The following is a 22,254-nucleotide window of genomic DNA, read 5'->3' as shown; positions in this document are numbered from 1 at the left end:
TTTTTAGTTCAATTCTTTAAAGTCGTGGTGCGAGGGGGGGGACTTGAACCCCCACGTCCGTAAGGACACTAACACCTGAAGCTAGCGCGTCTACCAATTCCGCCACCTTCGCATTGTCACAACTTCTAATAATGGGGTGGCTAATGGGATTCGAACCCACGACAACTGGAATCACAATCCAGGGCTCTACCAACTGAGCTATAGCCACCACTACAAATCTTGTTACGCGGTATTACTACCACCGCAGCTCAAGCGCCGGGACTAAATGGCGCGCCCGACAGGATTCGAACCTGAGACCTCTGCCTCCGGAGGGCAGCGCTCTATCCAGCTGAGCTACGGGCGCTTAGCGCCGTTGCGGGGGTGGATAATACGGACTTCCCACCCCTCTGTCTAGTCCCTTTTTAAATAAATTGCGCGTTTGGTTACGGTTTGTGCGTTTTGCTGCTTATTCCTCCAGTTTATGCGCTTTACCGTGGCGATTAAGCCCAAAAATTTTATAAATCGCCGTCACCGCCAGCATAAAGATGATGCCGACAAACAGCGACATACGCGTATCTTCATTAAAGTACATGCCGATCAAAACGCAAATCAGGAATGCCATTGTTACGTAGTTGGCCCACGGGAACAGGATTGAGCGGAACGGATGGCTGGCAATCGCCGCTTTATGCGCACGACGAAAACGCAGCTGGCTTATCAATATCACAAACCATGGCACCATCCCCGGAAGCACGCTGGCACTGTAGACGTAGACAAACACACGCTGCGGATTGGGAATGATGTAGTTCAGGCATGAGCCAATTAACAGGATAGCAATAGATACTGCCACACCCGCAACCGGTACGCCGTGACGGGAAACTTTCGCCATTGCCGCCGGTAACTGACGGTTTTTCGCCAGTGCGTAGAGCATACGTCCGCAACTGTACATGCCGCTGTTACAGCCAGAGAGCGCAGCCGTCAGCACCACAAAGTTGATAATACCCGCCGCTGCGGTAATGCCGATTTTGGCGAAAGTCAGTACGAACGGGCTGCCGTTGCTGCCTATTTCATTCCACGGGAAGATGGTGACGATAACGAAAATCGCGCCTACGTAGAAAATCAGGATTCGCCACAGCACCTTGCCTACGGCACTGCGCAGCGTCACCTGCGGATTCTTCGCTTCACCGGCAGTAATGCCAATCAGCTCCACGCCCTGGTAGGACGCCACCACAATACACAGCGCGGTCAGGAACCCTTTCCAGCCCCCCGCAAAGAAACCGCCATGCTCTGTGAGATTGCTAAAACCAATCGACTGCCCGCCATTGCCAAAGCCAAAGAAAATCACGCCCAGGCCAATGACAATCATCACGATAATCGTGGTGACTTTGATCATCGCAAACCAGAACTCGATTTCGCCGTACAACCGCACCGCCGCCAGATTCGCCAATGCTACCAGCGCCACCGCGATCAATGCCGGTATCCATTGCGCCATCTCCGGGAACCAGAACTGGACATAAACGCCAATGGCGGTGATTTCTGAGATCCCCACCGCCATCCACATAAACCAGTAAGACCAGGCGGTGAGATAGCCAAAAAACGGGCTCATATAACGATGCGCATAAACGGCGAACGAACCGGTAACAGGTTCGAGGAACAACATTTCGCCCATTGAACGCATGATGAAAAAGACGAATAGCCCGGCGATGATATAGGCCAACAATACGGATGGCCCGGCCCATTTCAGGGTACTGGCGGCCCCCATAAACAGGCCGACGCCAATGGTGCCCCCCAGGGCGATGAGTTCGATATGTCGAGCCTCCAGCCCACGCTGTAGCTCTGGTTTGTTATCTGCCATAAATCCTCGTGTTGTGTTTGCATGCTTTCCGGTGTTACCGGTTATCGTTATGGGTACATCGAGTGTTGCGAATGTTTTCGTAATTCAGGAGAAATGGCAAATAAAGCATTAAAAATTTGAATGCTTTGTGTAATAAAAAAGCAGGAAGGCGACGAAGTGACCACTCCGTCGCTTTACAAAGAGAGGAAAATCAGAGGTTGCCGGTGTAGTGCCAGCGTAAATAACGCAGCAAACGAAGCTGACGCTTAATGCGGCTCGGCTGCGAAAGCAGGCGGTAGAGCCACTCCAGCCCCAGCGTTTGCCAGATTTTCGGTGCGCGTTTTACGTGACCGGTGAAAACATCGTAAGTCCCGCCAACGCCCATATACAGCGCATCCGGATGCACCAGACGGCAGTCGCGCATGAAGATCTCCTGCTTTGGCGATCCCATCGCAACGGTGACGATTTGCGCTCCGCTGGCATGAATGCGTTCAAACAGCGCCTGACGCTGCTCGGGTTTAAAATAACCATCCTGACTGCCAACGATATTCACATTCCACTGGTTGCGCAGTTTAGCTTCAGTTTGCGCCAGCACTTCAGGTTTACCGCCCACAAGAAATACCGGCGTCCCTTCTTTGCCTGCGCGCGCCATCAGCTCTTCCCAGAGATCGGCCCCGGCAACGCGGGAAACCTGCGCCTGCGGGTACTTTTTACGTACTGAACGTACAACGCTGATGCCATCCGCATATTTAAATTCGGCAGCGTTAATTAACTCCCTGACCTCAGCATTATCTTCAATGGTCAGCATTTTTTCAGCATTAATGGCAACCAGCGTTCCCTGCTTAAGCTGCCCGTCAGCGAACAGATAATCGAGGGCGTGCTGCATATCACGCCAACCGATCAACTGTAAGCCACGCAGCGTATAGGTCGGTGCCGTGGTGTTGTTATTCATTGTTATCCTTCAACCTGCGTCCGGAGCGATGATTTTGTTCGTTTATGAATGAGTCCGGCGCTTTCAAAAAGCCAGTACAACAGTTTTGCGATCATCAGACATGCGCCGAAGACCACGATAAAAAAGACCACGCGTGAGACAAACGAATCCAGCCCTTCACGCGCCAGCACGATCATATTGAAGATCGCCCCGAAGCAGAAACTGTGCAATATCGCAGCCTTATAGCGATTAGTCTCGCGGTTGCCCAGCTCATACAGCCAGTCGAACCATTTGATGATCAGTCCAACAACAATCGCCCCGAGCGGGATGAACAACGCGCCGCCCATCACCACCAGTGAGCCTATAAGCGTAGGCGAGATCGCCAGTCCGGAGTGGTTATTCAGCACTTCCCAGGTAAAGTAGTTGGCGGAGTTCAGTACCATACTCGGGCGACCCGGCCACAGCCAGGAAGGGATAAAGACATAGAAATCGCGGACAATGGGAGCCAGGCCCTGGAAGTCGATGTTGTCGTAGTTCTGCAGCAGCAATGCCAGATTCTCCCACGGCGAAAAGGTATCGCGGGTGAGATAGAGAAACGTATAGAACGCTTCATCACCGCTCACATTCATTCCATAGCGTTTTAGCGCCAGCCAGAACATGCCCACAATCCCCAGCACGCCCGCCGCCGCCAGCATCCACAACGAAATCCAGCCGCGAATAATGCCAATAAACAGGAAGATAGCGAATGCGATGATGATATTGGCGCGAGTGCCGCCGACAATCATATAAGTCAGCAAGCCAAAAGCGACCGTGCTGACGAGGAAAAACAGCCACGCTTTGCTGTCCTGGCGCAGAAAGTAGACCACCAGCATCGCCGGGATGAAAAAGTAAAAGAAGCGTTTTAATGCCACGCCGGAGACTTCGCTGGAAAAGATCTGACTGTAAGAATTAAGCCGGAACAGCAAAAAGCCGTTGTGCATGAAGAAGATGCCGACGCTCACCAGCGCGATGCCCATCAGGATCACCCACGTGAGATTGGTCTCCACGCGGTTCATGGTAAACAGCGGACGGCGCGGTGCATCAGCAACGCGTTTGCGTAGACGGGTTTTGTAGGTGACATAGTAAACCGCGTAGAAGCAGCCTGCAGAAAGCAACGCCTGCAACAAGATTTCTGGCGGCGCGACACCAACATCAAAGCGAAATACCAGCACGCTGGTCAGCGGAAAGCCGAAGAAAAAGGTGAGCAAAAACAGCAATGAAAAGAAGACATTGAAGTTAAAGCGCACACGGCGAAACTCAAACCAGGTCAGCGTGGCAATAAACAGCGTGCAGAGCAGCCAGACAACAAAAAGGCCACTGAATTGCAGCAGACTCATGCGACCTCCCCGGTGGCAATCGCCAACGCCCGCTGCCAGCCTTGTAGATAGTTAGGGCTAAAGAAGGCAATGGTGTTTTTATCCACCGACGCCAGCTGGCGCTGCGCTTCACGCACAATATCCTCGTTGAGATCGTCGGTAGTAAACAGCACCGGCAAATGTTGTTCCGTCATATCCTGCCAGAACGGATTTTCCCGGTTAAGCACACAAGGAATGCCCGCCTGAATCAGTAAGCACAGCGTACCAATGCCCTGCTGGCGGGCAAAAATAAAGTAACCAAGATCGCACTGACGAAGTAGCGTCAGATAGGCGTCAAATTCCAGTTTTTCGCTCAGAACTTGCAGATTTTCTTCGCTGAATAACTCCAGCCCCGCCTGACGAACTTCCTCGATGTACGCTTCGTTATTAGGCGGATATCCCATCGGCACCACCACTTTTACCGTATCGCCAAATTGCTGATGAACGGCGCGCAAGGCAGCAATATGCTCATTGCTGCGGTCGCCGGAGTTGCCCACCAGAATGGTCATTTTTCCTTCACGTTGCCGATCGTTCGCCATCGTATTGAGAGAAGGATCCATCCGCGTCGGGAAGTACAGCAGTTCGCCCCGCACCTTTGGGTGCGTTTTGGCAAAAAAGCTCAAATCACCGCGGGTGGCAAATACACAGCCGACTCGCTTTTGCGCCAGGCGACGTAGTGGGTAAAAAAGCTTATATCTCAAGCCACTGGAAAGCTCGTACAGGTCTGCCCCCCAGATATGCCAGTAAAACTGGCTGGGCTTAATACCACCACTCAGCAGAGCCAGCCACAGTGTGGGATTGAACTGACCGTGGAAAAAAAAACGCTGCTGACGGTTAGCTTTTGCTTTCGCGATGACCGCTTCCGCCAGCGATTTTTTCCCAGGGAAAAATTGCACAGAAAGCGTCGGACAGCTATCACTTAAACCGTCGTCCTTGCCAACAACCATAAACTCGCGCGCGTGCTCGCTCGTCGCGGCCAGCGCGTCATTGAAAAACCGCAAAACGGTTCGGTTATGGTGAGGGATATCCGATCCCAGTACGTGAATCAGTACAGTCATGCCCGCCTACGCCAGAGTAAAAACACGCCACAACAAAGAGAAAAATAGACGATATAGGTTGCCATATAGGCCTGCGCCGCGCCCAGTGCACCATGCGCAGGGATTAGCCAGTGGGAAAATACCATCAATAAAGTGAACTGGCTGACTTCCGCCAGAATATAAAACCGCAGTGACGCTTTGGCGATCACCAGATAACCAAAGACATAAGCGCCCACTTTTAACACATCACCTACCAACTGCCAGGCAAAGAGATCGCGCATAGCGGTAAATTTATTCGACAACAGCAGCCAGATAGCAAAATCACGCAGCAACCAGACGGAAAAACTCGCCGCCGCCACTGCCGGTAAGACGAATTTCAGCGATTTAACCACTTCCCGGGTGATATCGCGCTTTTCCGTTAGCCGCGACAACGTGGGCAGCAAATATACGCTGAACGATGCCGTAATAAATTGCAGGTAGGCATCGGAAATACTGCTCACCCCTTGCCAGATCCCCACTTCATCCCAGCTATACTGCGCCGCCAGCAGTTTACGCATCATGATGTAAGCAACAGGCAAGGTTACCGACGTAATCAACGCCATGAGCGTAAATTTGCTCAACTGCCCTGCCAGGCCGTTATCCCAGCTGGGTTTCAGATAGCTTAACGGGATTGCACCACGCTTAATTAGCATGATGACGGCAGGAATCACCACCAGCGCGGGAATCAACGCCAGCCCCAGCAACGCCCCTTCATAACCGCCCAAACGGTAACTGACGTAGTACGCAAGAACGCCAATCAGGCTGCCGACAATCAGGGATAACGCATTACCTGCGGCATCGCGAAAGCCTTTCATCAACGCCAGTAACAGGTTGCCCCAGGCGATCCCCATTTGCACCAACGCCACTAAACGCACCAGCCCCTGATAGTCGGTATTACCGAACAATCCCTGGCTGATTGGCGCAGCTGCCAGCACAAAAACCAGCGCCATTAGCATAGAGAAGCCAAGTACCATCGCTGATGAAGTGCCGACCACGCGGCGCAATTGTTGGGGATTATCATGGTACTGGGCAACGTATTTGGTTACGCCGTTAAAGATGCCTGCCCCGGCAAGCACGCCGAGCACGGTAATCAACTGGCGGAAATTTGCCGCCAGCCCAAGCCCCGCCGGACCAAATGACACTGCCAGCAACTTACCGACCAGTAACCCGGCACCAATCTTGACCAGTGTACTGGCCGCCGTCCACAAGGACGCTTTTGCCAACGACATATCAGGAGAAGTAGTTCAACAAGGTCGCAATTACCGTACGCTGATTGACGGGCGACAGGTTGTAGAACAACGGCAGGCGCAGCAGGCGCTCGCTCTCTTTGGTGGTGTAGCGATCTTCACCGTGGAACTCACCAAAGCGCTCCCCCGCAGGGCAACCGTGCAGCGGAATGTAATGGAACACCGCCATGATTTCCGCTTCTTTCAGAAAGTTAATCAACGCGCTCCGGTCATCAATATCCCGCAGTTTAATGTAGAACATATGCGCGTTCTGCACGCAGCCATCGGGAATCGACGGCAGCTCGATACGCCCGGCTTTCGCCAGAGGCGCTAACGCATCGTAGTAGTTTTGCCACAGCGCCAGACGCTGCTGATTGATACGTTCAGCGGCTTCCAGTTGCGCCCAAAGGTACGCTGCTTGCAGATCGGACATCAAATAGCTGGAGCCAATATCGCGCCAGGTATATTTATCGACCTGACCACGGAAGAACTGGCTGCGGTTTGTGCCTTTTTCACGGATGATCTCGGCTCGTTCGATCAACGCTTTATCGTTAATCAGCGTCGCGCCGCCTTCACCGCCCGCCGTGTAGTTTTTGGTTTCATGGAAGCTAAAGCAGCCAATATGACCAATGGTTCCCAGTGCACGCCCTTTGTAAGTGGACATCACGCCCTGAGCGGCATCTTCCACCACAAATAGATTATGCTTCTTCGCCAACGCCATAATAGTGTCCATTTCGCAGGCCACACCCGCGTAATGAACCGGCACGATAACGCGCGTTTTGTCGGTGATCGCCGCTTCAATCAGCGTTTCGTCGATGTTCATGGTGTCCGGGCGAACATCCACAAAAACGATTTTTGCGCCACGCAGCACAAAGGCATTGGCGGTGGAGACAAAGGTGTAGCTCGGCATGATCACTTCATCGCCAGGCTGGATATCGAGCAGCAGCGCCGCCATCTCCAGCGAAGCGGTGCAGGATGGCGTCAGTAACACTTTGGCGCTGCCAAAACGTTGCTCCAGCCACTGCTGGCAGCGACGGGTAAAACCACCATCGCCGCACAGTTTGCCGCTACCCATTGCCGACTGCATATAGTCGAGTTCGGTTCCCACCACCGGCGGTGCGTTAAATGGAATCATGTGATCACCTGTATAACCAGTACGTGGTGCTTTCTACATTCGCACCACTTTGTATGTATCGTTTAAGCGCGGCGGTGTTGCCCATCTGGGTCGCCACCCGCAAAGTTGTTTTACCGCGAGCATACGCCCAGTTTAGCGCCGTTTGCATTAGCTCAGCACCTGCACCGCGTCCAGCCAGCAGGCCAATTCGCGCATCTGTCGCATTGAGTTCCCGTAAAGAGACATAACCGCGAATATCGCCGGACGCCGCACGTAAAATCAGACATTGATGATCAAAGGTGCCGCGCACGGCATTTTCAATCCACTGTGCATAAAAGCGACCGCTGGCGTCAGGCGCATACCACGGCGCACGAAAACGGCTTTGCGCAAATGCGGCGCTGGCTAACTGACGTAATGCGGGAATATCGGTCTCTTGTGCCACTACTGCACCGCTATCACTGACATTGTTCACGGGTAGTGCCAAATCAACTTCACCTTCTACCAGGGAGAATCCCAGCTGTTGCAGGGCATCCAGTTCACCCGTATTTGATGCCGCAATTTTGGCCTGCACCCGTGACCACGGCGCTAACGCGTCTGGCGTCAGGAGCGGTGCTTCAGACGTAATGCGCACGATGGCGCTGTTAACACCAAAGAAGGCGTTTTCCCAGGTTAGTGGCTCAATACTGGCGCGGACGGGCACGAAGTAACTCCAGCAGATATTGGCCGTAGCCAGTTTTCGCTAATGAACTGGCAGCACGCTTCACACCCTCGTCATCGAGCCAGCCGTTACGCCAGGCAATCTCTTCCAGGCAGGCAATCTTAAAGCCCTGGCGTTTTTCCACCGTCTGTACAAAGGTGCTGGCTTCAATCAGGCTGTCGTGAGTGCCAGTGTCCAGCCAGGCAAATCCGCGCCCAAGCAGTTCAACGGTCAGGTTGCCCGCCTCGAGGTACATCTGGTTGATGGAGGTAATCTCCAGCTCACCCCGCTCCGACGGCTTCACCTGCTTTGCGTACTCCACGACTTTACTGTCGTAGAAATAAAGCCCGGTCACCGCCCAGTTTGATTTCGGCTGTTTTGGTTTTTCTTCCAGCGAGATAGCGCGGAAATTGTCGTCAAACTCCACGACGCCAAAGCGTTCCGGGTCCATCACCTGATAGCCAAATACCGTCGCCCCTTCCGTGCGCGCCGCAACATGACGCAGCTTCGGACTGAAGCCCTGTCCGAAGAAAATGTTATCGCCCAGCACCAGACAAGAAGGTTCACCGTTGAGGAAAGTTTCACCGATGATAAAGGCCTGCGCCAGACCGTCCGGGCTGGGCTGTTCGGCATATTCCAGCTGGATACCGAACTCACTACCATCGCCCAGCAGGCGCTGGAAATAACCTTTATCTTCCGGCGTAGTGATGATGAGAATTTCGCGGATACCGGCCAACATCAGCACCGACAGCGGATAGTAAATCATTGGCTTATCGTAAATCGGCAACAGTTGCTTCGATACGCCGCGCGTAATCGGATGCAATCGGGTGCCGGAACCGCCCGCCAGGATAATACCTTTCATGTTTGCCTCCGCTGAAAATTAGCCTTTCAGACCTAAACGCTCGCCCTGATAGCTGCCGTCCTGCACCTGCTTCCACCAGCTTTCATTAGCCAGATACCACTGCACCGTTTTACGCATTCCACTTTCAAAGGTTTCCTGCGGCAGCCAGCCAAGTTCACGGGCAATTTTCGAAGCATCAATGGCATAACGCAGATCATGCCCCGGACGGTCAGCGACAAAGGTGATCAGGTCACGATAGTGCGCCACGCCGTGCGGCTTGTTCGGAGCCAGTTCTTCCAGCAGCTCGCAAATGGTTTCCACAACATCGAGATTCTTACGCTCGTTGTGACCACCAATATTATAGGTTTCACCGACTTTCCCGGTGGTCGCCACGCAATACAGCGCGCGGGCGTGATCTTCAACATACAGCCAGTCACGGATTTGCTGCCCGTTGCCATATACCGGCAGCGGTTTACCCGCCAGCGCGTTGAGGATCATCAGCGGGATCAGTTTTTCCGGAAAGTGGTAAGGGCCGTAGTTATTCGAGCAGTTGGTGATAAGCGTCGGCAGACCATAGGTCCGCAGCCAGGCGCGTACCAGATGGTCACTGCTGGCTTTTGAAGCGGAATAAGGGCTGCTCGGCGCATACGGCGTGGTTTCGGTGAAGAAATCATCCGTCGAGTGCAGGTCACCATATACTTCGTCGGTGGAGATATGATGAAAACGGAACGCTGATTTTTTATCTTCCGTCAGCGCATTCCAGTAAGTCCGCGCCGCTTCAAGCAATGTATAAGTCCCGACAATGTTGGTTTCAATAAACGCTGCCGGGCCGTCAATAGAACGGTCAACATGGCTTTCGGCTGCCAGATGCATGACACAGTCTGGCTGATGCTCAGTGAATACGCGCGCCAGTTCTGCCCGATCGCAGATATCAACTTTCTCAAAGGCAAAGCGCTCGCTTTGCGCGACCGGTGCCAGCGACATCAGATTTCCGGCGTAGGTCAGCTTATCGACCACTACCACCGCGTCGCTCGTTTCGTTGATGATATAACGCACCAGCGCCGAGCCAATAAACCCGGCACCACCTGTTATCAGAATCTTTCTCATCAGCGCCAAACTCCTTTGGCATCGACGACATACTGCTGATGGACATTGTCGCCATTGATAACTTTGAACTGACTATGATCGACCAGCATCACCAGCACGTCTGCCGTTGCCAGCGCCTCGTCAAGCTGCGCCAGAGTACAAAGCCCGGTCAGTTTTTTCGGCAACTGGTGGATGTTAGGCTCAACAACCAGCGTTTCGCCGCTATGCCACTGGGCGAGCAGTTCAGCGATTTCCATCGCCGGGCTTTCGCGCAGGTCATCAATATTCGGTTTAAACGCCAGACCAAAGCAGGCGATTTTCAGTTCACTGGCGCGTTTATCGGTAGCAGCAAGGCAGTCGGCAACCGCCGCTTTCACCTGATCGATAACCCAGAACGGTTTGTGATCGTTCACTTCGCGCGCGGTACGGATAAGCCGCGCCTGCTGCGGGTTCTGTGCCACGATAAACCACGGATCAACAGCAATGCAGTGACCGCCCACGCCAGGACCAGGCTGAAGAATATTAACGCGAGGGTGACGATTCGCCAGGCGAATCAGTTCCCAGACGTTAATTCCCTGATCGGCACAAATCAGCGACAGTTCGTTAGCAAAAGCGATATTCACATCGCGGAAGCTGTTTTCGGTGAGCTTACACATTTCCGCCGTCCGCGAGTTAGTGACGACACACTCACCTTCGAGGAAAATTTTGTACAGTTCGCTGGCGCGGGCCGAACAAACCGGCGTCATACCACCAATCACGCGATCGTTTTTAATCAGCTCGACCATAACCTGGCCCGGTAACACGCGTTCCGGACAGTAAGCAATGTTGACGTCCGCCAACTCGCCCACCTGCTGTGGGAAAGTGAGATCTGGACGCATCTCTGCTAACCATTCTGCCATCTTCTCGGTTGACCCCACCGGCGAGGTGGATTCAAGGATCACCAGCGCGCCTTTTTTCAGCACTGGCGCAATGGAGCGAGCAGCCGATTCAACGTAGGTCATATCTGGCTCATGATCGCCTTTAAACGGCGTGGGTACAGCAATCAGCCAGGCATCCGCTTCAACTGGCGTCGTGCTCGCTCGTAAAAAACCGCCTTCTACGGCAGTTTTTACTACGCTCGCCAAATCAGGTTCGACGATATGGATTTCGCCACGATTGATGGTATCAACCGCGTGTTGGTTGATATCGACACCAATCACCTGTTTTTGCCTTGAGGCAAACGCAGCTGCTGTAGGCAGCCCGATGTAACCCAGTCCGATAACAGAAATGGTCGCAAAACTCATAGTGATATCCGATTATTTTTTAACGCTTCCAGAATGCGAGAGCATGCCTGACCATCACCATACGGGTTATGGGCGCGGCTCATAGCTTGATATTCGTTTTCGTCTTTTAAAAGACGCGTCACTTCCTCGACAATTCGCTGCTTATCCGTGCCGACCAGACGCACCGTCCCCGCTGTCACCGCTTCCGGACGCTCAGTGGTATCGCGCATCACCAGCACCGGTTTCCCCAGCGAAGGCGCTTCTTCCTGAATGCCGCCTGAGTCGGTCAAAATCAGCCAGGCGTGGTTCATCAGCCAGACAAACGGTAAATACTCCTGGGGATCGATCAGAATGACATTTTTCACATGCCCCAGAATGCGATTGACCGGCTCTCTGACGTTCGGGTTGAGATGCACCGGATAGACAATCTGGATGTCCTGGTGCGTGGTGGCGATGTCTGCCAGCGCCTGGCAGATTTCTTCAAAGCCACGACCGAAGCTCTCACGCCTGTGACCGGTCACCAGAATCATCTTTTTATCGGGGTCGATAAACGGGTAATTTGCCGCCAGTTCTGAACGCAGCGTGTCGCTGCTCATCACCTGGTCACGCACCCATAACAGTGCATCGATGACAGTATTACCGGTAATGAAGATTCGGCTGTCAGCAACGTTTTCACGCAGCAAGTTTTGCCGGGAAGTTTCGGTTGGAGAGAAGTGATACATCGCCAGATGCCCGGTCAATGTACGGTTAGCCTCTTCCGGCCACGGCGAATAGAGATCGCCCGTGCGCAGACCTGCCTCAACGTGACCAACTGGAATACGCTGATAAAACGCCGCCAGGCTGGTTGCCAGCGTCGTCGTAGTATCGCCGTGAACCAGCACGACATCTGGTTTGAACTCGGCAAGAATTGGTTTTAGCCCTTCCAGAATCCGACAGGTTATCTCTGTCAGGCCCTGTCCTGGCTGCATTATGTTGAGATCGTAGTCAGGTACAATGGAAAAGAGTTTCAGCACCTGATCGAGCATCTCCCGATGCTGCGCAGTGACGCAAACTTTAGCCTCAAAAAAAGGATCTTTTGCCAACGCATGCACCAACGGAGCCATCTTGATGGCTTCCGGGCGCGTACCAAATACAGTCAGTACTTTCACATCGATTCTCTTCGAATAAGCGGCGAGCGCCTTTGCGCTCACCACAGCAGTGTTGCTATTTCGAGCAACGGCGGGTTAATGCGACACCAGCCCCGATCAGTCCCCCGACAATGCCCCACATAATCATCAGGAAGGCACGACGTGGGCTATCGCGTTTTACCGGTTCTTCCGGCGTACGCAAATAGCGATAGGTCTGAAAACGCGGATCCAGGGTTGGACCAACATTCAGGGTGTTTAACATGGCCCGATTCTGATCATAGTCGAGATCAAAGGCCGGACCGACGGCCTGTAAATTTTCCAGTCGAGCCTGGAGCATTGGACGCCCAAGCAGGAACATTTCTGAATCAGGTAGTTCCTCGGCAGGCACATCTGTCGCACTGCGCGAAATATTATGCTGCTCAGCAATTTTCAGCGCCTGTTCAATACTGTTCATCCGGCGATCGTAGATAGCTTTCGCCACCTCTTCCTGACGCTTCACCTGAGCTTTCATCTGGATGGTGCGTGCCGCCCATGCGCCTTTCAGCTCATCATTCAGATGGCTGGCTGCACGCTGGCTGGCAAAAGCAACATACTGACGTAACAGGTTATTAGCGTCAGGCGCAGTTTCGGCAATCAGCTTCACGCTGTCATTGACCGCGCGGGTGAAGTCACCGGGAATAAACACGATGTTGTTGATCATTTCATCCAGCAACGCCGCATCGGCTTTGCTATTGCCCACCATCCGCTGTTTGTAATAGTCGGTTTGCAGCCAGAACTCTCTGCGGGTATCCCACGAGGCCAGTTGCATAACAAACTCTTTATAGGCTTCGTCCATGACCGATGGTTGGTCGGCAGAAGCCATGTTTGAACGGACATCGAGGTTACGCAAAAATTGCTGCTGCGAGTAATATCCCCCCAGCATATTCACCGTTGGACGATCGGTAATCGCCGTTGCGCTCCACTCCTGTCGAGCAAAAAAAGTATACGCCAGCGCGATTAACGCAAACGCCAGCCCCATGCCAATAATCCACAGCTTCCCAGCCCACAAGGTACGAAACAACCCACGAATATCCAGTTCATTTTCAGCGTCTTCGGCCGGTTTCCCAGGCATTGGTTGTGTCATCACATCCTCATTTATTTGGTTAAATTGGGGCTGCCACCACGATTTCTACGCAGTCTGCGTTTTACGCGCTTAATAAAGCGAGCAACTTTCCAGGCACGCTTGATGCAATATCCATAGAGGAAGAATGCTAGCAAAAAGAGCACCAGCATGACCCACTCCGGGACAAAATGAGAATATTCTGCCAGCACGCCAATGGAAGCGAGCAGTGCTGCGGCAAGGGTAATCAGCACAAACGCCTGGCGGGAAGTAAACCCGGCACGCATGATCAAATGGTGAATATGCTGACGGTCAGGAGAGAATGGGCTCATGCCTTTACGCAGGCGACGGTACATAATCGCCACCATATCCATTAGTGGAATGGCGATTATCCATAATGCAGTAACCGGGCTTATTGGGTGCGTTTTTCCCTGAGTCGTTTCGAGCAGGATCCAGATAACGGTAAAACCAATCAGCGTACTGCCCGCATCCCCCATAAAGACTTTGTAGCGGCGACCCAGGATACCAAGGTTAAGCATGATGTATGGCAGGATAGCGGCGATCATCGCAAAGCACCAGATTGCGAGACTGGTTTGCCCGTCGAACCACAAAATCATACCGATTGCTGCAAACGAGACGCAGGACAACCCGCCCAGCAAGCCATCAATGCCATCAACCATGTTGAACGCATTAATGGCCGCCCAGACGGCAAATAGCGTCAGGAAGTAACCAAACGGTCCGAGCACCATCTCCCAGGAGCCAAAGATATAACCCAGGCTACTGAGATAAAGTTTGCCGAACACCATCATAACAATGCCAACAGCGGCCTGTATGGTGGCACGGATTTTTACGCTGATATCAAAACGGTCATCCAGCGCGCCAATGAAAACAAGCACACCAGCACAAGCGAGATAGAGAGATGCATGCGGAATATAGTAATCGACAATTCCGAACGTGAAGCAAATCCCTGCGTAAACCGAAATCCCCCCAACGAGAGGTATCAATCCCTGGTGACGTTTGCGGAAGTTTGGTTTATCCACTAAACCGACTTTTTTTGCCACCTTACGGGCAAAAAACAGAAACAGTGTCGTGAATAAAAAAATACTGATGAGATCAGTACTCACTGTCAGTAAATTCACAATGCATGCTCTCAGAGAAAATTATTAGCAGAAGTATAACCACGAAGACCTTTATTCAGAAGGGAAAGTCCGTTCCGAACCCACCAGCCCTGTGCAAAAATTAACCATTTGATATGCAAATTGCATAACACACCAGCAAATTCCAGGAATTTTCCTAGCATCGCCAGCGCGGCATTAAGATTACAGATATAAAAGCAAAACGCCACGTAAACACGTGGCGTTTTTGGCATAAAACAAATTTATGAGCGTTTCATCATTTCGAAGAAATCGTCATTGGTCTTGGTCATTGCCAGTTTATTAATGAGGAATTCCATTGCATCGATTTCGCCCATCGGGTGAATGATTTTGCGCAGGATCCACATTTTCTGCAGTTCTTCCTGAGTCGTGAGCAGCTCTTCTTTACGGGTACCGGAACGGTTGTAGTCGATAGCCGGGAAGACGCGTTTTTCAGCGATCTTACGAGAGAGGTGCAGTTCCATGTTGCCTGTACCTTTAAACTCTTCGTAGATAACTTCGTCCATCTTGGAACCGGTATCGATAAGCGCGGTAGCGATGATGGTCAGGCTGCCGCCCTCTTCCACGTTACGCGCCGCACCAAAGAAGCGTTTCGGACGATGCAGAGCATTGGCATCCACACCACCGGTCAACACTTTACCTGACGCCGGAACAACGGTGTTGTAAGCGCGCGCCAGACGAGTGATGGAGTCGAGCAGAATGATAACGTCTTTCTTGTGCTCAACCAGGCGTTTGGCCTTCTCGATCACCATTTCCGCAACCTGAACGTGGCGAGATGCGGGTTCGTCAAAGGTAGAAGCAACAACTTCACCTTTAACCAGACGCTGCATCTCGGTGACTTCTTCCGGACGTTCGTCGATCAGCAGAACCATCAGTACGCAATCCGGGTGGTTGTAAGCAATGCTCTGAGCAATGTTCTGCAGCAGCATGGTTTTACCGGCTTTCGGCGGTGCCACAATCAGACCACGCTGACCACGACCGATAGGTGATGCCAGATCCAGTACGCGAGCGGTTAAATCTTCCGTAGAACCGTTACCACGTTCCATACGCAGACGAGAGTTTGCGTGCAGCGGGGTTAAGTTCTCAAAGAGGATTTTGTTGCGGGCGTTTTCAGGTTTGTCGAAGTTAACTTCGTTAACTTTCAGCAGCGCAAAATAGCGTTCACCTTCTTTCGGCGGGCGAATCTTACCAGAGATGGTATCACCAGTGCGGAGGTTGAAACGGCGGATTTGGCTAGGGGAAACGTAGATGTCATCAGGACCGGCGAGGTAGGAGCTGTCTGCGGAACGGAGGAAACCAAATCCATCCTGCAATATCTCCAGTACGCCATCACCAAAGATATCTTCGCCACTCTTTGCGTGCTGCTTCAGGATGGCAAAAATAATGTCCTGCTTACGCATACGAGCCAGGTTTTCCAGCCCCATATTTTCGCCGAGAGTGATCAGCTCAGAAACCGGCGTATTCTTTAATTCGGTAAGATTCATAGTGGTGTGAGTTCTTAAACTTGGGGTAAATCTCGAACTTAATGTTGTGAATGGTATGGCAGGATCATCCATGCCTGTTTACGGTCATCGACTCATGTCTTTTCGCTGTCTGGTCACAGGAGAGTACGCAGAACTGAAACGACAAGACGGATTGAGTGACGAGCCAGAAATCTGTTCACTTCGCATTTAAGATAAAACGGGAAGCGTTGGAAATTACAAGATTCAAACTTAATAAGGTATGTTTAATACGAAGTCAACACTAAGTTAGCATGACTCACGCCGGGCGTCCAGTTTTTAGCGACGGGGCACCCGAACATGAAATTCCCTTACGCCAGGTTAGCGTCGAGGAACTCTTTCAACTGACCTTTAGACAGTGCGCCCACTTTGGTTGCCGCCACTTCACCGTTTTTGAACAGCAGCAGAGTCGGGATACCACGGATGCCATATTTCGGCGCAGTGCCAGGGTTTTGATCGATGTTCAGTTTTGCAACGGTCAGTTTGCCCTGATATTCGTCAGCGATTTCATCCAGAATCGGGGCGATCATTTTGCACGGACCGCACCACTCTGCCCAGAAATCAACGAGGATCGCCCCGTCCGCTTTGAGTACATCCGTGTCAAAACTGTCGTCAGTCAGGTGAATAATTTTATCGCTCATATATAACTCCACAGGAATAAGCCTGGCGTGTTGGTTTCGTTGTTGGTGTAACATTAACCAACTAAAGGTTGACTTTATTTCACCGGATACGCTTTCGTAAAGCAATAGTAAGCTGATATTCTACCACACTATGAGCAAAACACATTTAACAGAACAGAAGTTTTCCGACTTCGCCCTGCATCCGAAGGTTGTAGAAGCCCTTGAAAAAAAAGGGTTTCATAACTGTACGCCCATTCAGGCACTGGCCCTTCCGCTGACGCTGGCGGGTCGTGACGTAGCCGGGCAGGCGCAAACCGGTACCGGGAAAACGATGGCGTTTCTTACGTCAACGTTTCATTATCTTCTCTCTCATCCTGCGATAGCCGATCGCAAGGTGAATCAACCGCGTGCCTTAATTATGGCACCGACGCGTGAACTTGCCGTGCAGATCCACGCCGACGCGGAGCCACTTGCGCAAGCTACCGGCCTGAAGCTGGGTCTGGCTTACGGTGGTGATGGCTACGACAAACAGCTGAAAGTGCTGGAAAGCGGCGTTGACATTCTGATTGGCACCACGGGGCGTTTAATTGACTACGCCAAGCAGAACCACATTAACCTCGGTGCCATTCAGGTAGTGGTACTGGACGAAGCCGATCGTATGTACGATCTGGGCTTTATTAAAGATATCCGCTGGCTGTTCCGCCGTATGCCGCCTGCAAACCAGCGCCTCAACATGCTGTTCTCCGCCACGCTTTCGTACCGGGTACGTGAACTAGCGTTCGAGCAGATGAACAATGCCGAATATATTGAAGTGGAACCGGAACAGAAAACGGGCCACCGTATTAAAGAAGAGCTTTTCTACCCTTCTAACGAAGAAAAAATGCGTTTGCTGCAAACGCTGATCGAAGAAGAGTGGCCAGACAGAGCGATTATTTTCGCCAACACCAAACACCGTTGTGAAGAGATCTGGGGCCACCTGGCGGCAGATGGTCATCGTGTCGGTTTGTTGACAGGCGATGTCGCGCAGAAAAAACGTCTGCGTATTCTTGATGAATTTACCCGTGGGGATCTGGATATTCTGGTTGCCACCGACGTTGCCGCGCGTGGTTTGCATATTCCGGCAGTGACGCACGTCTTTAACTACGATTTACCCGATGACTGTGAAGATTACGTTCACCGTATTGGTCGTACAGGTCGCGCAGGCGCAAGCGGTCACTCTATCAGCCTGGCCTGTGAAGAGTATGCATTGAATTTGCCTGCTATTGAGACCTATATTGGTCACTCAATTCCGGTAAGTAAATACAATCCGGACGCATTGATGACCGATCTGCCAAAACCGCTGCGCCTCACGCGCCCGCGCACAGGCAATGGTCCGCGTCGTACTGGCGCTCCGCGTAATCGTCGTCGTTCAGGTTAAATAAAAAATGTCATACTCCAAATCATTCAAGCTGTATCAAGATGGCAAGAGAATGAATCCCGATGAGTTTACTGTAGTAAGTGATTCAGGTGAAAGAATGCAGCCAACACAGAGACAGATTGAAGGATGAAGAGTATGGGTTCCACCTCGTCGCTGTATGCAGCCATTGATCTCGGTTCGAATAGTTTTCATATGCTGGTTGTGCGCGAGGTGGCTGGAAGCATCCAGACGCTGACGCGAATTAAACGCAAAGTGCGTCTGGCTGCTGGCCTGAATAGCGAAAATGCCCTGTCTAATGAAGCAATGGAGCGCGGTTGGCAATGTCTGCGCCTGTTTGCTGAACGTCTGCAAGATATCCCTCCCTCGCAAATTCGCGTTGTCGCTACGGCGACATTACGACTAGCCGTCAATGCGGGTGATTTTATCGCCAAAGCACAGGAAATCCTCGGTTGTCCGGTACAGGTGATCAGCGGTGAAGAGGAAGCACGTCTGATTTATCAGGGCGTTGCTCACACAACTGGCGGTGCCGATCAGCGCCTGGTGGTGGATATAGGCGGTGCCAGTACGGAACTGGTAACCGGCACGGGTGCACAAACCACCTCGTTGTTCAGCCTGTCGATGGGCTGCGTCACCTGGCTGGAACGCTATTTTGCCGATCGTAATCTGGGGCAGGAAAATTTTGATGCTGCAGAAAAAGCGGCACGCGAAGTGTTACGTCCGGTTGCCGATGAATTACGGTATCACGGCTGGAAAGTGTGCGTTGGCGCTTCCGGCACCGTGCAGGCGTTACAGGAAATCATGATGGCACAGGGGATGGATGAACGCATTACCCTGGAAAAGTTGCAGCAACTGAAACAACGCGCCATTCATTGCGGTCGGCTGGAAGAGCTAGAGATTGACGGGCTGACGCTGGAACGTGCGTTAGTGTTCCCGAGTGGTCTGGCGATCCTGATAGCCATTTTTACCGAACTGAATATTCAGTGTATGACCCTGGCGGGCGGTGCGCTGCGTGAAGGCCTGGTCTACGGTATGTTACATCTTACCGTCGAGCAGGATATTCGCAGCCGTACGCTGCGTAATATTCAGCGCCGCTTTATGATCGATATTGATCAGGCACAGCGCGTAGCCAAAGTTGCGGCTAACTTCTTCGATCAGGTGGAAAATGAATGGCATCTTGAAGCAATAAGCCGCGATTTGCTCATCAGCGCCTGCCAGCTTCATGAAATCGGCCTGAGCGTTGACTTCAAACAAGCGCCGCAACACGCTGCTTATCTGGTACGTAATCTGGATCTTCCCGGTTTTACCCCCGCACAGAAAAAACTGCTGGCGACGCTACTGCTCAACCAGACTAATCCGGTCGATCTCTCATCGCTGCATCAGCAAAATGCCGTACCACCGCGCGTCGCAGAACAACTCTGCCGTTTACTCCGCCTGGCTATCATTTTTGCCAGCCGTCGCCGTGACGATCTCGTGCCAGAGATGACATTACAGGCTAACCATGAACTGTTGACCTTGACGCTTCCGCAAGGTTGGCTAACCCAACATCCGCTGGGTAAAGAGATTATTGATCAGGAAAGCCAGTGGCAGAGCTATGTCCACTGGCCGCTGGAAGTGCATTAATGAGTAAGTGCCGGATGCGATGCTGACACATCTTTTCCGGCCTTGATTATTTCCCTCGTTTTGCCGCCATCATCGCTTTCAGATTCGCCAGATGGCTTTGCCCTTTCTGCATCCGTTCTTCGGCGCTGACCACTTTGCGCTCCTGTTCCCAAATCAGATCATCCTGCGGCAGCTCCAGCAAAAAGCGGCTCGGCTCCGGGCGCACCAGTTCGCCGTACTGACGGCGTTCTTTACACAGCGTAAAGGTCAATTCCTTCTGGGCGCGGGTAATGCCGACATAGGCCAGCCGCCGCTCCTCATCGATATTATCTTCATCGATGCTGCTCTGGTGCGGCAAAAACCCTTCTTCCATACCGACCATGTAGACATAAGGAAACTCCAGCCCTTTCGACGCGTGGAGAGTCATCAGTTGCACCTGATCCAGCTCTTCTTCACTCTCACCACGCTCCATCATGTCGCGCAAAGTAAAGCGCGTCACCACCTGGGTTAACGTCATCGGCTCATCCAGTTCACTGCCTTCGAGCATCTCCGTCATCCAGCTAAACAGTTGGTTGACGTTCTTCATGCGCATTTCGGCGGCTTTCGGGCTGGGCGATGTTTCGTACAGCCAGGATTCATAATCCATGCCGTGAATCAGATCACGCACCGCGGCAATCGGCTCTCGCTCCGCCAGGCGCTGGATTTCTGCCAACCAGTGAGTGAAGCGGGTCAATGCTTCATAACCACGTCCGCTAAGCGTCTGACTCAGGCCCATATCAAAGCTGGCGGTAAACATGCTTTTATTGCGCGTCATCGCCCACTCACCCAGCTTTTTCAGCGTAGCCGGGCCAATCTCTCGCTTCGGCGTGTTAACGATACGCAGGAATGCGCTGTCATCGTCCGGGTTAGTCAGCACGCGCAGATAAGCCAGCAAATCCTTGATTTCAGGGCGAGAGAAAAACGACGTACCACCAGAAATTTTGTACGGGATGCGGTTTTGCATCAGGAATTTTTCAAACACCCGCGACTGATGGTTGCCGCGATAAAGAATGGCGTAATCTTTGTACTGCGTTTTATTGACGAAGTGATGCGCGATCAGCTCGCCGGTGACTCTCTCGGCTTCATGTTCTTCGTTATTCGCGCTTAAAACTTTTAGCTCCGCGCCATAGCCCAGTTCGGAGAACAGACGCTTTTCAAAGACGTGCGGGTTATTGGCGATCAGGATGTTCGCCGCTTTCAGAATACGTCCGGAAGAGCGGTAGTTCTGCTCAAGCTTAATCACCTTCAGTGCCGGGAAATCCTGACTCAACAGCACCAGGTTTTGCGGACGTGCACCGCGCCAGGAGTAGATCGACTGATCGTCATCGCCAACTACGGTAAAGCGCGCGCGGCTGCCCACCAGCAGTTTCACCAGTTCATACTGGCTGGTGTTGGTGTCCTGATACTCATCCACCAGCAGGTAGCGAATTTTGTTCTGCCAGCGCTCGCGGACTTCTTCATTGCGTTGCAGCAGTAACGTCGGCAATAAAATCAGATCATCGAAGTCGAGAACGTTACAGGCTTTCAGGTGTGCATCATACAGCCCATAACAATGGGCAAAAATACGGTCCCGCTCGCCAATCGCACTGGCTGCCGCCTGGGACGGTGTTTTGAGATCGTTCTTCCAGTTAGAGATGGTCGAAATCAGCTGTTGCAGGAGGACTTTGTCATCTTCAATCAGCCCCTCGGTCAGCTCTTTAAGCAACGCCAGCTGATCGGTGTCATCAAACAGCGAAAAGTTCGCTTTCATCCCCAACGCCGCATACTCACGCTTGATGATATCCAGCCCCAGCGTGTGGAAGGTGGAAATCATCAGCCCGCGCGCCTCTTTGCGCCCCAGCGTCTGCCCGACACGCTCTTTCATCTCGCGCGCCGCCTTATTGGTAAAGGTCACCGCCGCGATATGTCGCGCCTGATAACCGCAACCGCGGATCAGATGGGCGATTTTATTGGTGATGACACGAGTTTTACCGGAACCCGCGCCTGCCAGCACCAGGCAGGGGCCGGTAACGAATTCGACAGCTTGTTGTTGGCCGGGGTTTAGACGCATAGGTATATTGCTCAATCTTCGAACGGGGGGGAGGATTGTAGCAGAATCGCATTTGAATGTGACCGAGTGAAAACCGCTAACCGGATGGCTGCGGATGTTTAAATCAGAGAGGGAAGGCCGAAACCGGAGTTCATCATGAATCCATTAGACTTAGAAAATATCGGGTCGTAACGTTGTGTTATTACTTTTTCAGAGTTTACTAAGGAGAGGTTT

General features: G+C 52.3%; 19 protein-coding genes and 3 tRNA genes. 2 read left to right on the top strand and 20 right to left on the bottom strand.

The genetic code is table 11. The features are described from left to right. Window positions 1-25 precede the first annotated feature (25 nt). The 19 genes from ACJHWR_RS19340 to trxA all read right to left on the bottom strand — a co-directional run bounded on the left by ACJHWR_RS19340 (window position 26) and on the right by trxA (window position 16,957). Window positions 26-112 (bottom strand) — tRNA-Leu (locus tag ACJHWR_RS19340). A gap of 20 nt (window positions 113-132) precedes the next feature. Then, window positions 133-208: transfer RNA gene (locus tag ACJHWR_RS19335), tRNA-His, on the bottom strand. Between the two features lie 58 nt (window positions 209-266). Continuing rightward, a tRNA-Arg gene (locus tag ACJHWR_RS19330) sits at window positions 267-343 on the bottom strand. Window positions 344-445: 102 nt separating this feature from the next. Continuing rightward, complete coding sequence (gene thrP / locus ACJHWR_RS19325) at window positions 446-1,831, bottom strand: bifunctional threonine/serine APC transporter ThrP (RefSeq protein ID WP_000774729.1); 1,386 nt, start codon at window positions 1,829-1,831, stop codon at window positions 446-448. Window positions 1,832-2,021: 190 nt separating this feature from the next. Next, the gene (gene wecG / locus ACJHWR_RS19320; RefSeq protein ID WP_001064038.1) at window positions 2,022-2,762 is read right to left on the bottom strand and encodes a lipopolysaccharide N-acetylmannosaminouronosyltransferase; all 741 of its coding nucleotides are present in this window, start codon (window positions 2,760-2,762) and stop codon (window positions 2,022-2,024) included. Window positions 2,763-2,764: 2 nt separating this feature from the next. Next, window positions 2,765-4,117 (bottom strand): ECA oligosaccharide polymerase, encoded by a 1,353-nt coding sequence (wzyE, locus tag ACJHWR_RS19315; RefSeq protein ID WP_000055119.1) that lies wholly within the window; start codon window positions 4,115-4,117, stop codon window positions 2,765-2,767. Then, window positions 4,114-5,193: a TDP-N-acetylfucosamine:lipid II N-acetylfucosaminyltransferase gene (rffT, locus tag ACJHWR_RS19310; protein WP_000217271.1), complete on the bottom strand. Its 1,080-nt coding sequence runs from the start codon at window positions 5,191-5,193 to the stop codon at window positions 4,114-4,116. The genes wzyE and rffT overlap by 4 nt, the downstream gene beginning before the upstream one ends. Continuing rightward, window positions 5,190-6,440 (bottom strand): lipid III flippase WzxE, encoded by a 1,251-nt coding sequence (gene wzxE / locus ACJHWR_RS19305; RefSeq protein ID WP_000050240.1) that lies wholly within the window; start codon window positions 6,438-6,440, stop codon window positions 5,190-5,192. Before wzxE ends, rffT begins: the two co-directional genes overlap by 4 nt. A 1-nt stretch (window position 6,441) precedes the next feature. Next, a complete protein-coding gene (rffA, locus tag ACJHWR_RS19300) occupies window positions 6,442-7,572 on the bottom strand; it encodes a dTDP-4-amino-4,6-dideoxygalactose transaminase (protein ID WP_000612055.1) in 1,131 nt (376 codons plus the stop codon). A gap of 4 nt (window positions 7,573-7,576) precedes the next feature. After that, window positions 7,577-8,251 (bottom strand): dTDP-4-amino-4,6-dideoxy-D-galactose acyltransferase, encoded by a 675-nt coding sequence (gene rffC, locus ACJHWR_RS19295; RefSeq protein WP_001145190.1) that lies wholly within the window; start codon window positions 8,249-8,251, stop codon window positions 7,577-7,579. Then, window positions 8,229-9,110 (bottom strand): glucose-1-phosphate thymidylyltransferase RfbA, encoded by an 882-nt coding sequence (rfbA, locus tag ACJHWR_RS19290; protein WP_000676056.1) that lies wholly within the window; start codon window positions 9,108-9,110, stop codon window positions 8,229-8,231. The genes rffC and rfbA overlap by 23 nt, the downstream gene beginning before the upstream one ends. A gap of 18 nt (window positions 9,111-9,128) precedes the next feature. Continuing rightward, window positions 9,129-10,196, bottom strand: a complete 1,068-nt coding sequence (gene rffG / locus ACJHWR_RS19285) for a dTDP-glucose 4,6-dehydratase (RefSeq protein WP_001226612.1) — start codon at window positions 10,194-10,196, stop codon at window positions 9,129-9,131. Next, window positions 10,196-11,458: a UDP-N-acetyl-D-mannosamine dehydrogenase gene (gene wecC / locus ACJHWR_RS19280; protein WP_000006613.1), complete on the bottom strand. Its 1,263-nt coding sequence runs from the start codon at window positions 11,456-11,458 to the stop codon at window positions 10,196-10,198. Before wecC ends, rffG begins: the two co-directional genes overlap by 1 nt. After that, window positions 11,455-12,585 carry a non-hydrolyzing UDP-N-acetylglucosamine 2-epimerase gene (gene wecB, locus ACJHWR_RS19275; RefSeq protein WP_000866674.1) on the bottom strand — a complete coding sequence of 377 codons (1,131 nt, stop codon included), beginning with the start codon at window positions 12,583-12,585 and terminating at the stop codon, window positions 11,455-11,457. Before wecB ends, wecC begins: the two co-directional genes overlap by 4 nt. Window positions 12,586-12,640: 55 nt before the next feature. Continuing rightward, window positions 12,641-13,687 carry an ECA polysaccharide chain length modulation protein gene (gene wzzE / locus ACJHWR_RS19270; RefSeq protein WP_001296591.1) on the bottom strand — a complete coding sequence of 349 codons (1,047 nt, stop codon included), beginning with the start codon at window positions 13,685-13,687 and terminating at the stop codon, window positions 12,641-12,643. Window positions 13,688-13,698: 11 nt separating this feature from the next. Beyond that, window positions 13,699-14,802, bottom strand: coding sequence for a UDP-N-acetylglucosamine--undecaprenyl-phosphate N-acetylglucosaminephosphotransferase (wecA, locus tag ACJHWR_RS19265; RefSeq protein WP_001050960.1), 1,104 nt, complete (start codon window positions 14,800-14,802; stop codon window positions 13,699-13,701). 239 nt (window positions 14,803-15,041) lie between these two features. Further along, on the bottom strand, window positions 15,042-16,301 hold the full coding sequence (rho, locus tag ACJHWR_RS19260) for a transcription termination factor Rho (RefSeq protein WP_001054527.1): 1,260 nt from the start codon (window positions 16,299-16,301) through the stop codon (window positions 15,042-15,044). A gap of 84 nt (window positions 16,302-16,385) precedes the next feature. Next, entirely contained in the window at window positions 16,386-16,487 is a 102-nt protein-coding gene (gene rhoL / locus ACJHWR_RS19255) for a rho operon leader peptide RhoL (RefSeq protein ID WP_001295255.1), read from the bottom strand. A 140-nt stretch (window positions 16,488-16,627) separates the two neighbouring features. After that, the gene (gene trxA / locus ACJHWR_RS19250; protein ID WP_001280776.1) at window positions 16,628-16,957 is read right to left on the bottom strand and encodes a thioredoxin TrxA; all 330 of its coding nucleotides are present in this window, start codon (window positions 16,955-16,957) and stop codon (window positions 16,628-16,630) included. Between the two features lie 130 nt (window positions 16,958-17,087). Here trxA and rhlB point away from each other — a divergent pair, with 130 nt between their 5' ends. Together rhlB and gppA are read left to right on the top strand one after the other, a co-directional pair. Continuing rightward, complete coding sequence (rhlB, locus tag ACJHWR_RS19245; RefSeq protein ID WP_000047508.1) at window positions 17,088-18,353, top strand: ATP-dependent RNA helicase RhlB; 1,266 nt, start codon at window positions 17,088-17,090, stop codon at window positions 18,351-18,353. 135 nt (window positions 18,354-18,488) lie between these two features. Then, on the top strand, window positions 18,489-19,973 hold the full coding sequence (gene gppA, locus ACJHWR_RS19240; protein ID WP_001314257.1) for a guanosine-5'-triphosphate,3'-diphosphate diphosphatase: 1,485 nt from the start codon (window positions 18,489-18,491) through the stop codon (window positions 19,971-19,973). A 46-nt stretch (window positions 19,974-20,019) separates the two neighbouring features. On the opposite strand, the gene rep is transcribed toward gppA, so the two are convergent. Continuing rightward, the gene (gene rep / locus ACJHWR_RS19235) at window positions 20,020-22,041 is read right to left on the bottom strand and encodes a DNA helicase Rep (RefSeq protein ID WP_001238886.1); all 2,022 of its coding nucleotides are present in this window, start codon (window positions 22,039-22,041) and stop codon (window positions 20,020-20,022) included. Window positions 22,042-22,254 lie beyond the last annotated feature (213 nt).

Source organism: Escherichia sp. WS568 (assembly GCF_046486085.1).
GTDB classification, from domain to species: domain Bacteria; phylum Pseudomonadota; class Gammaproteobacteria; order Enterobacterales; family Enterobacteriaceae; genus Escherichia; species Escherichia coli.
Note: the sequence above shows the minus strand (reverse complement) of the source record. Positions and strands in the feature narration are given on the sequence as shown.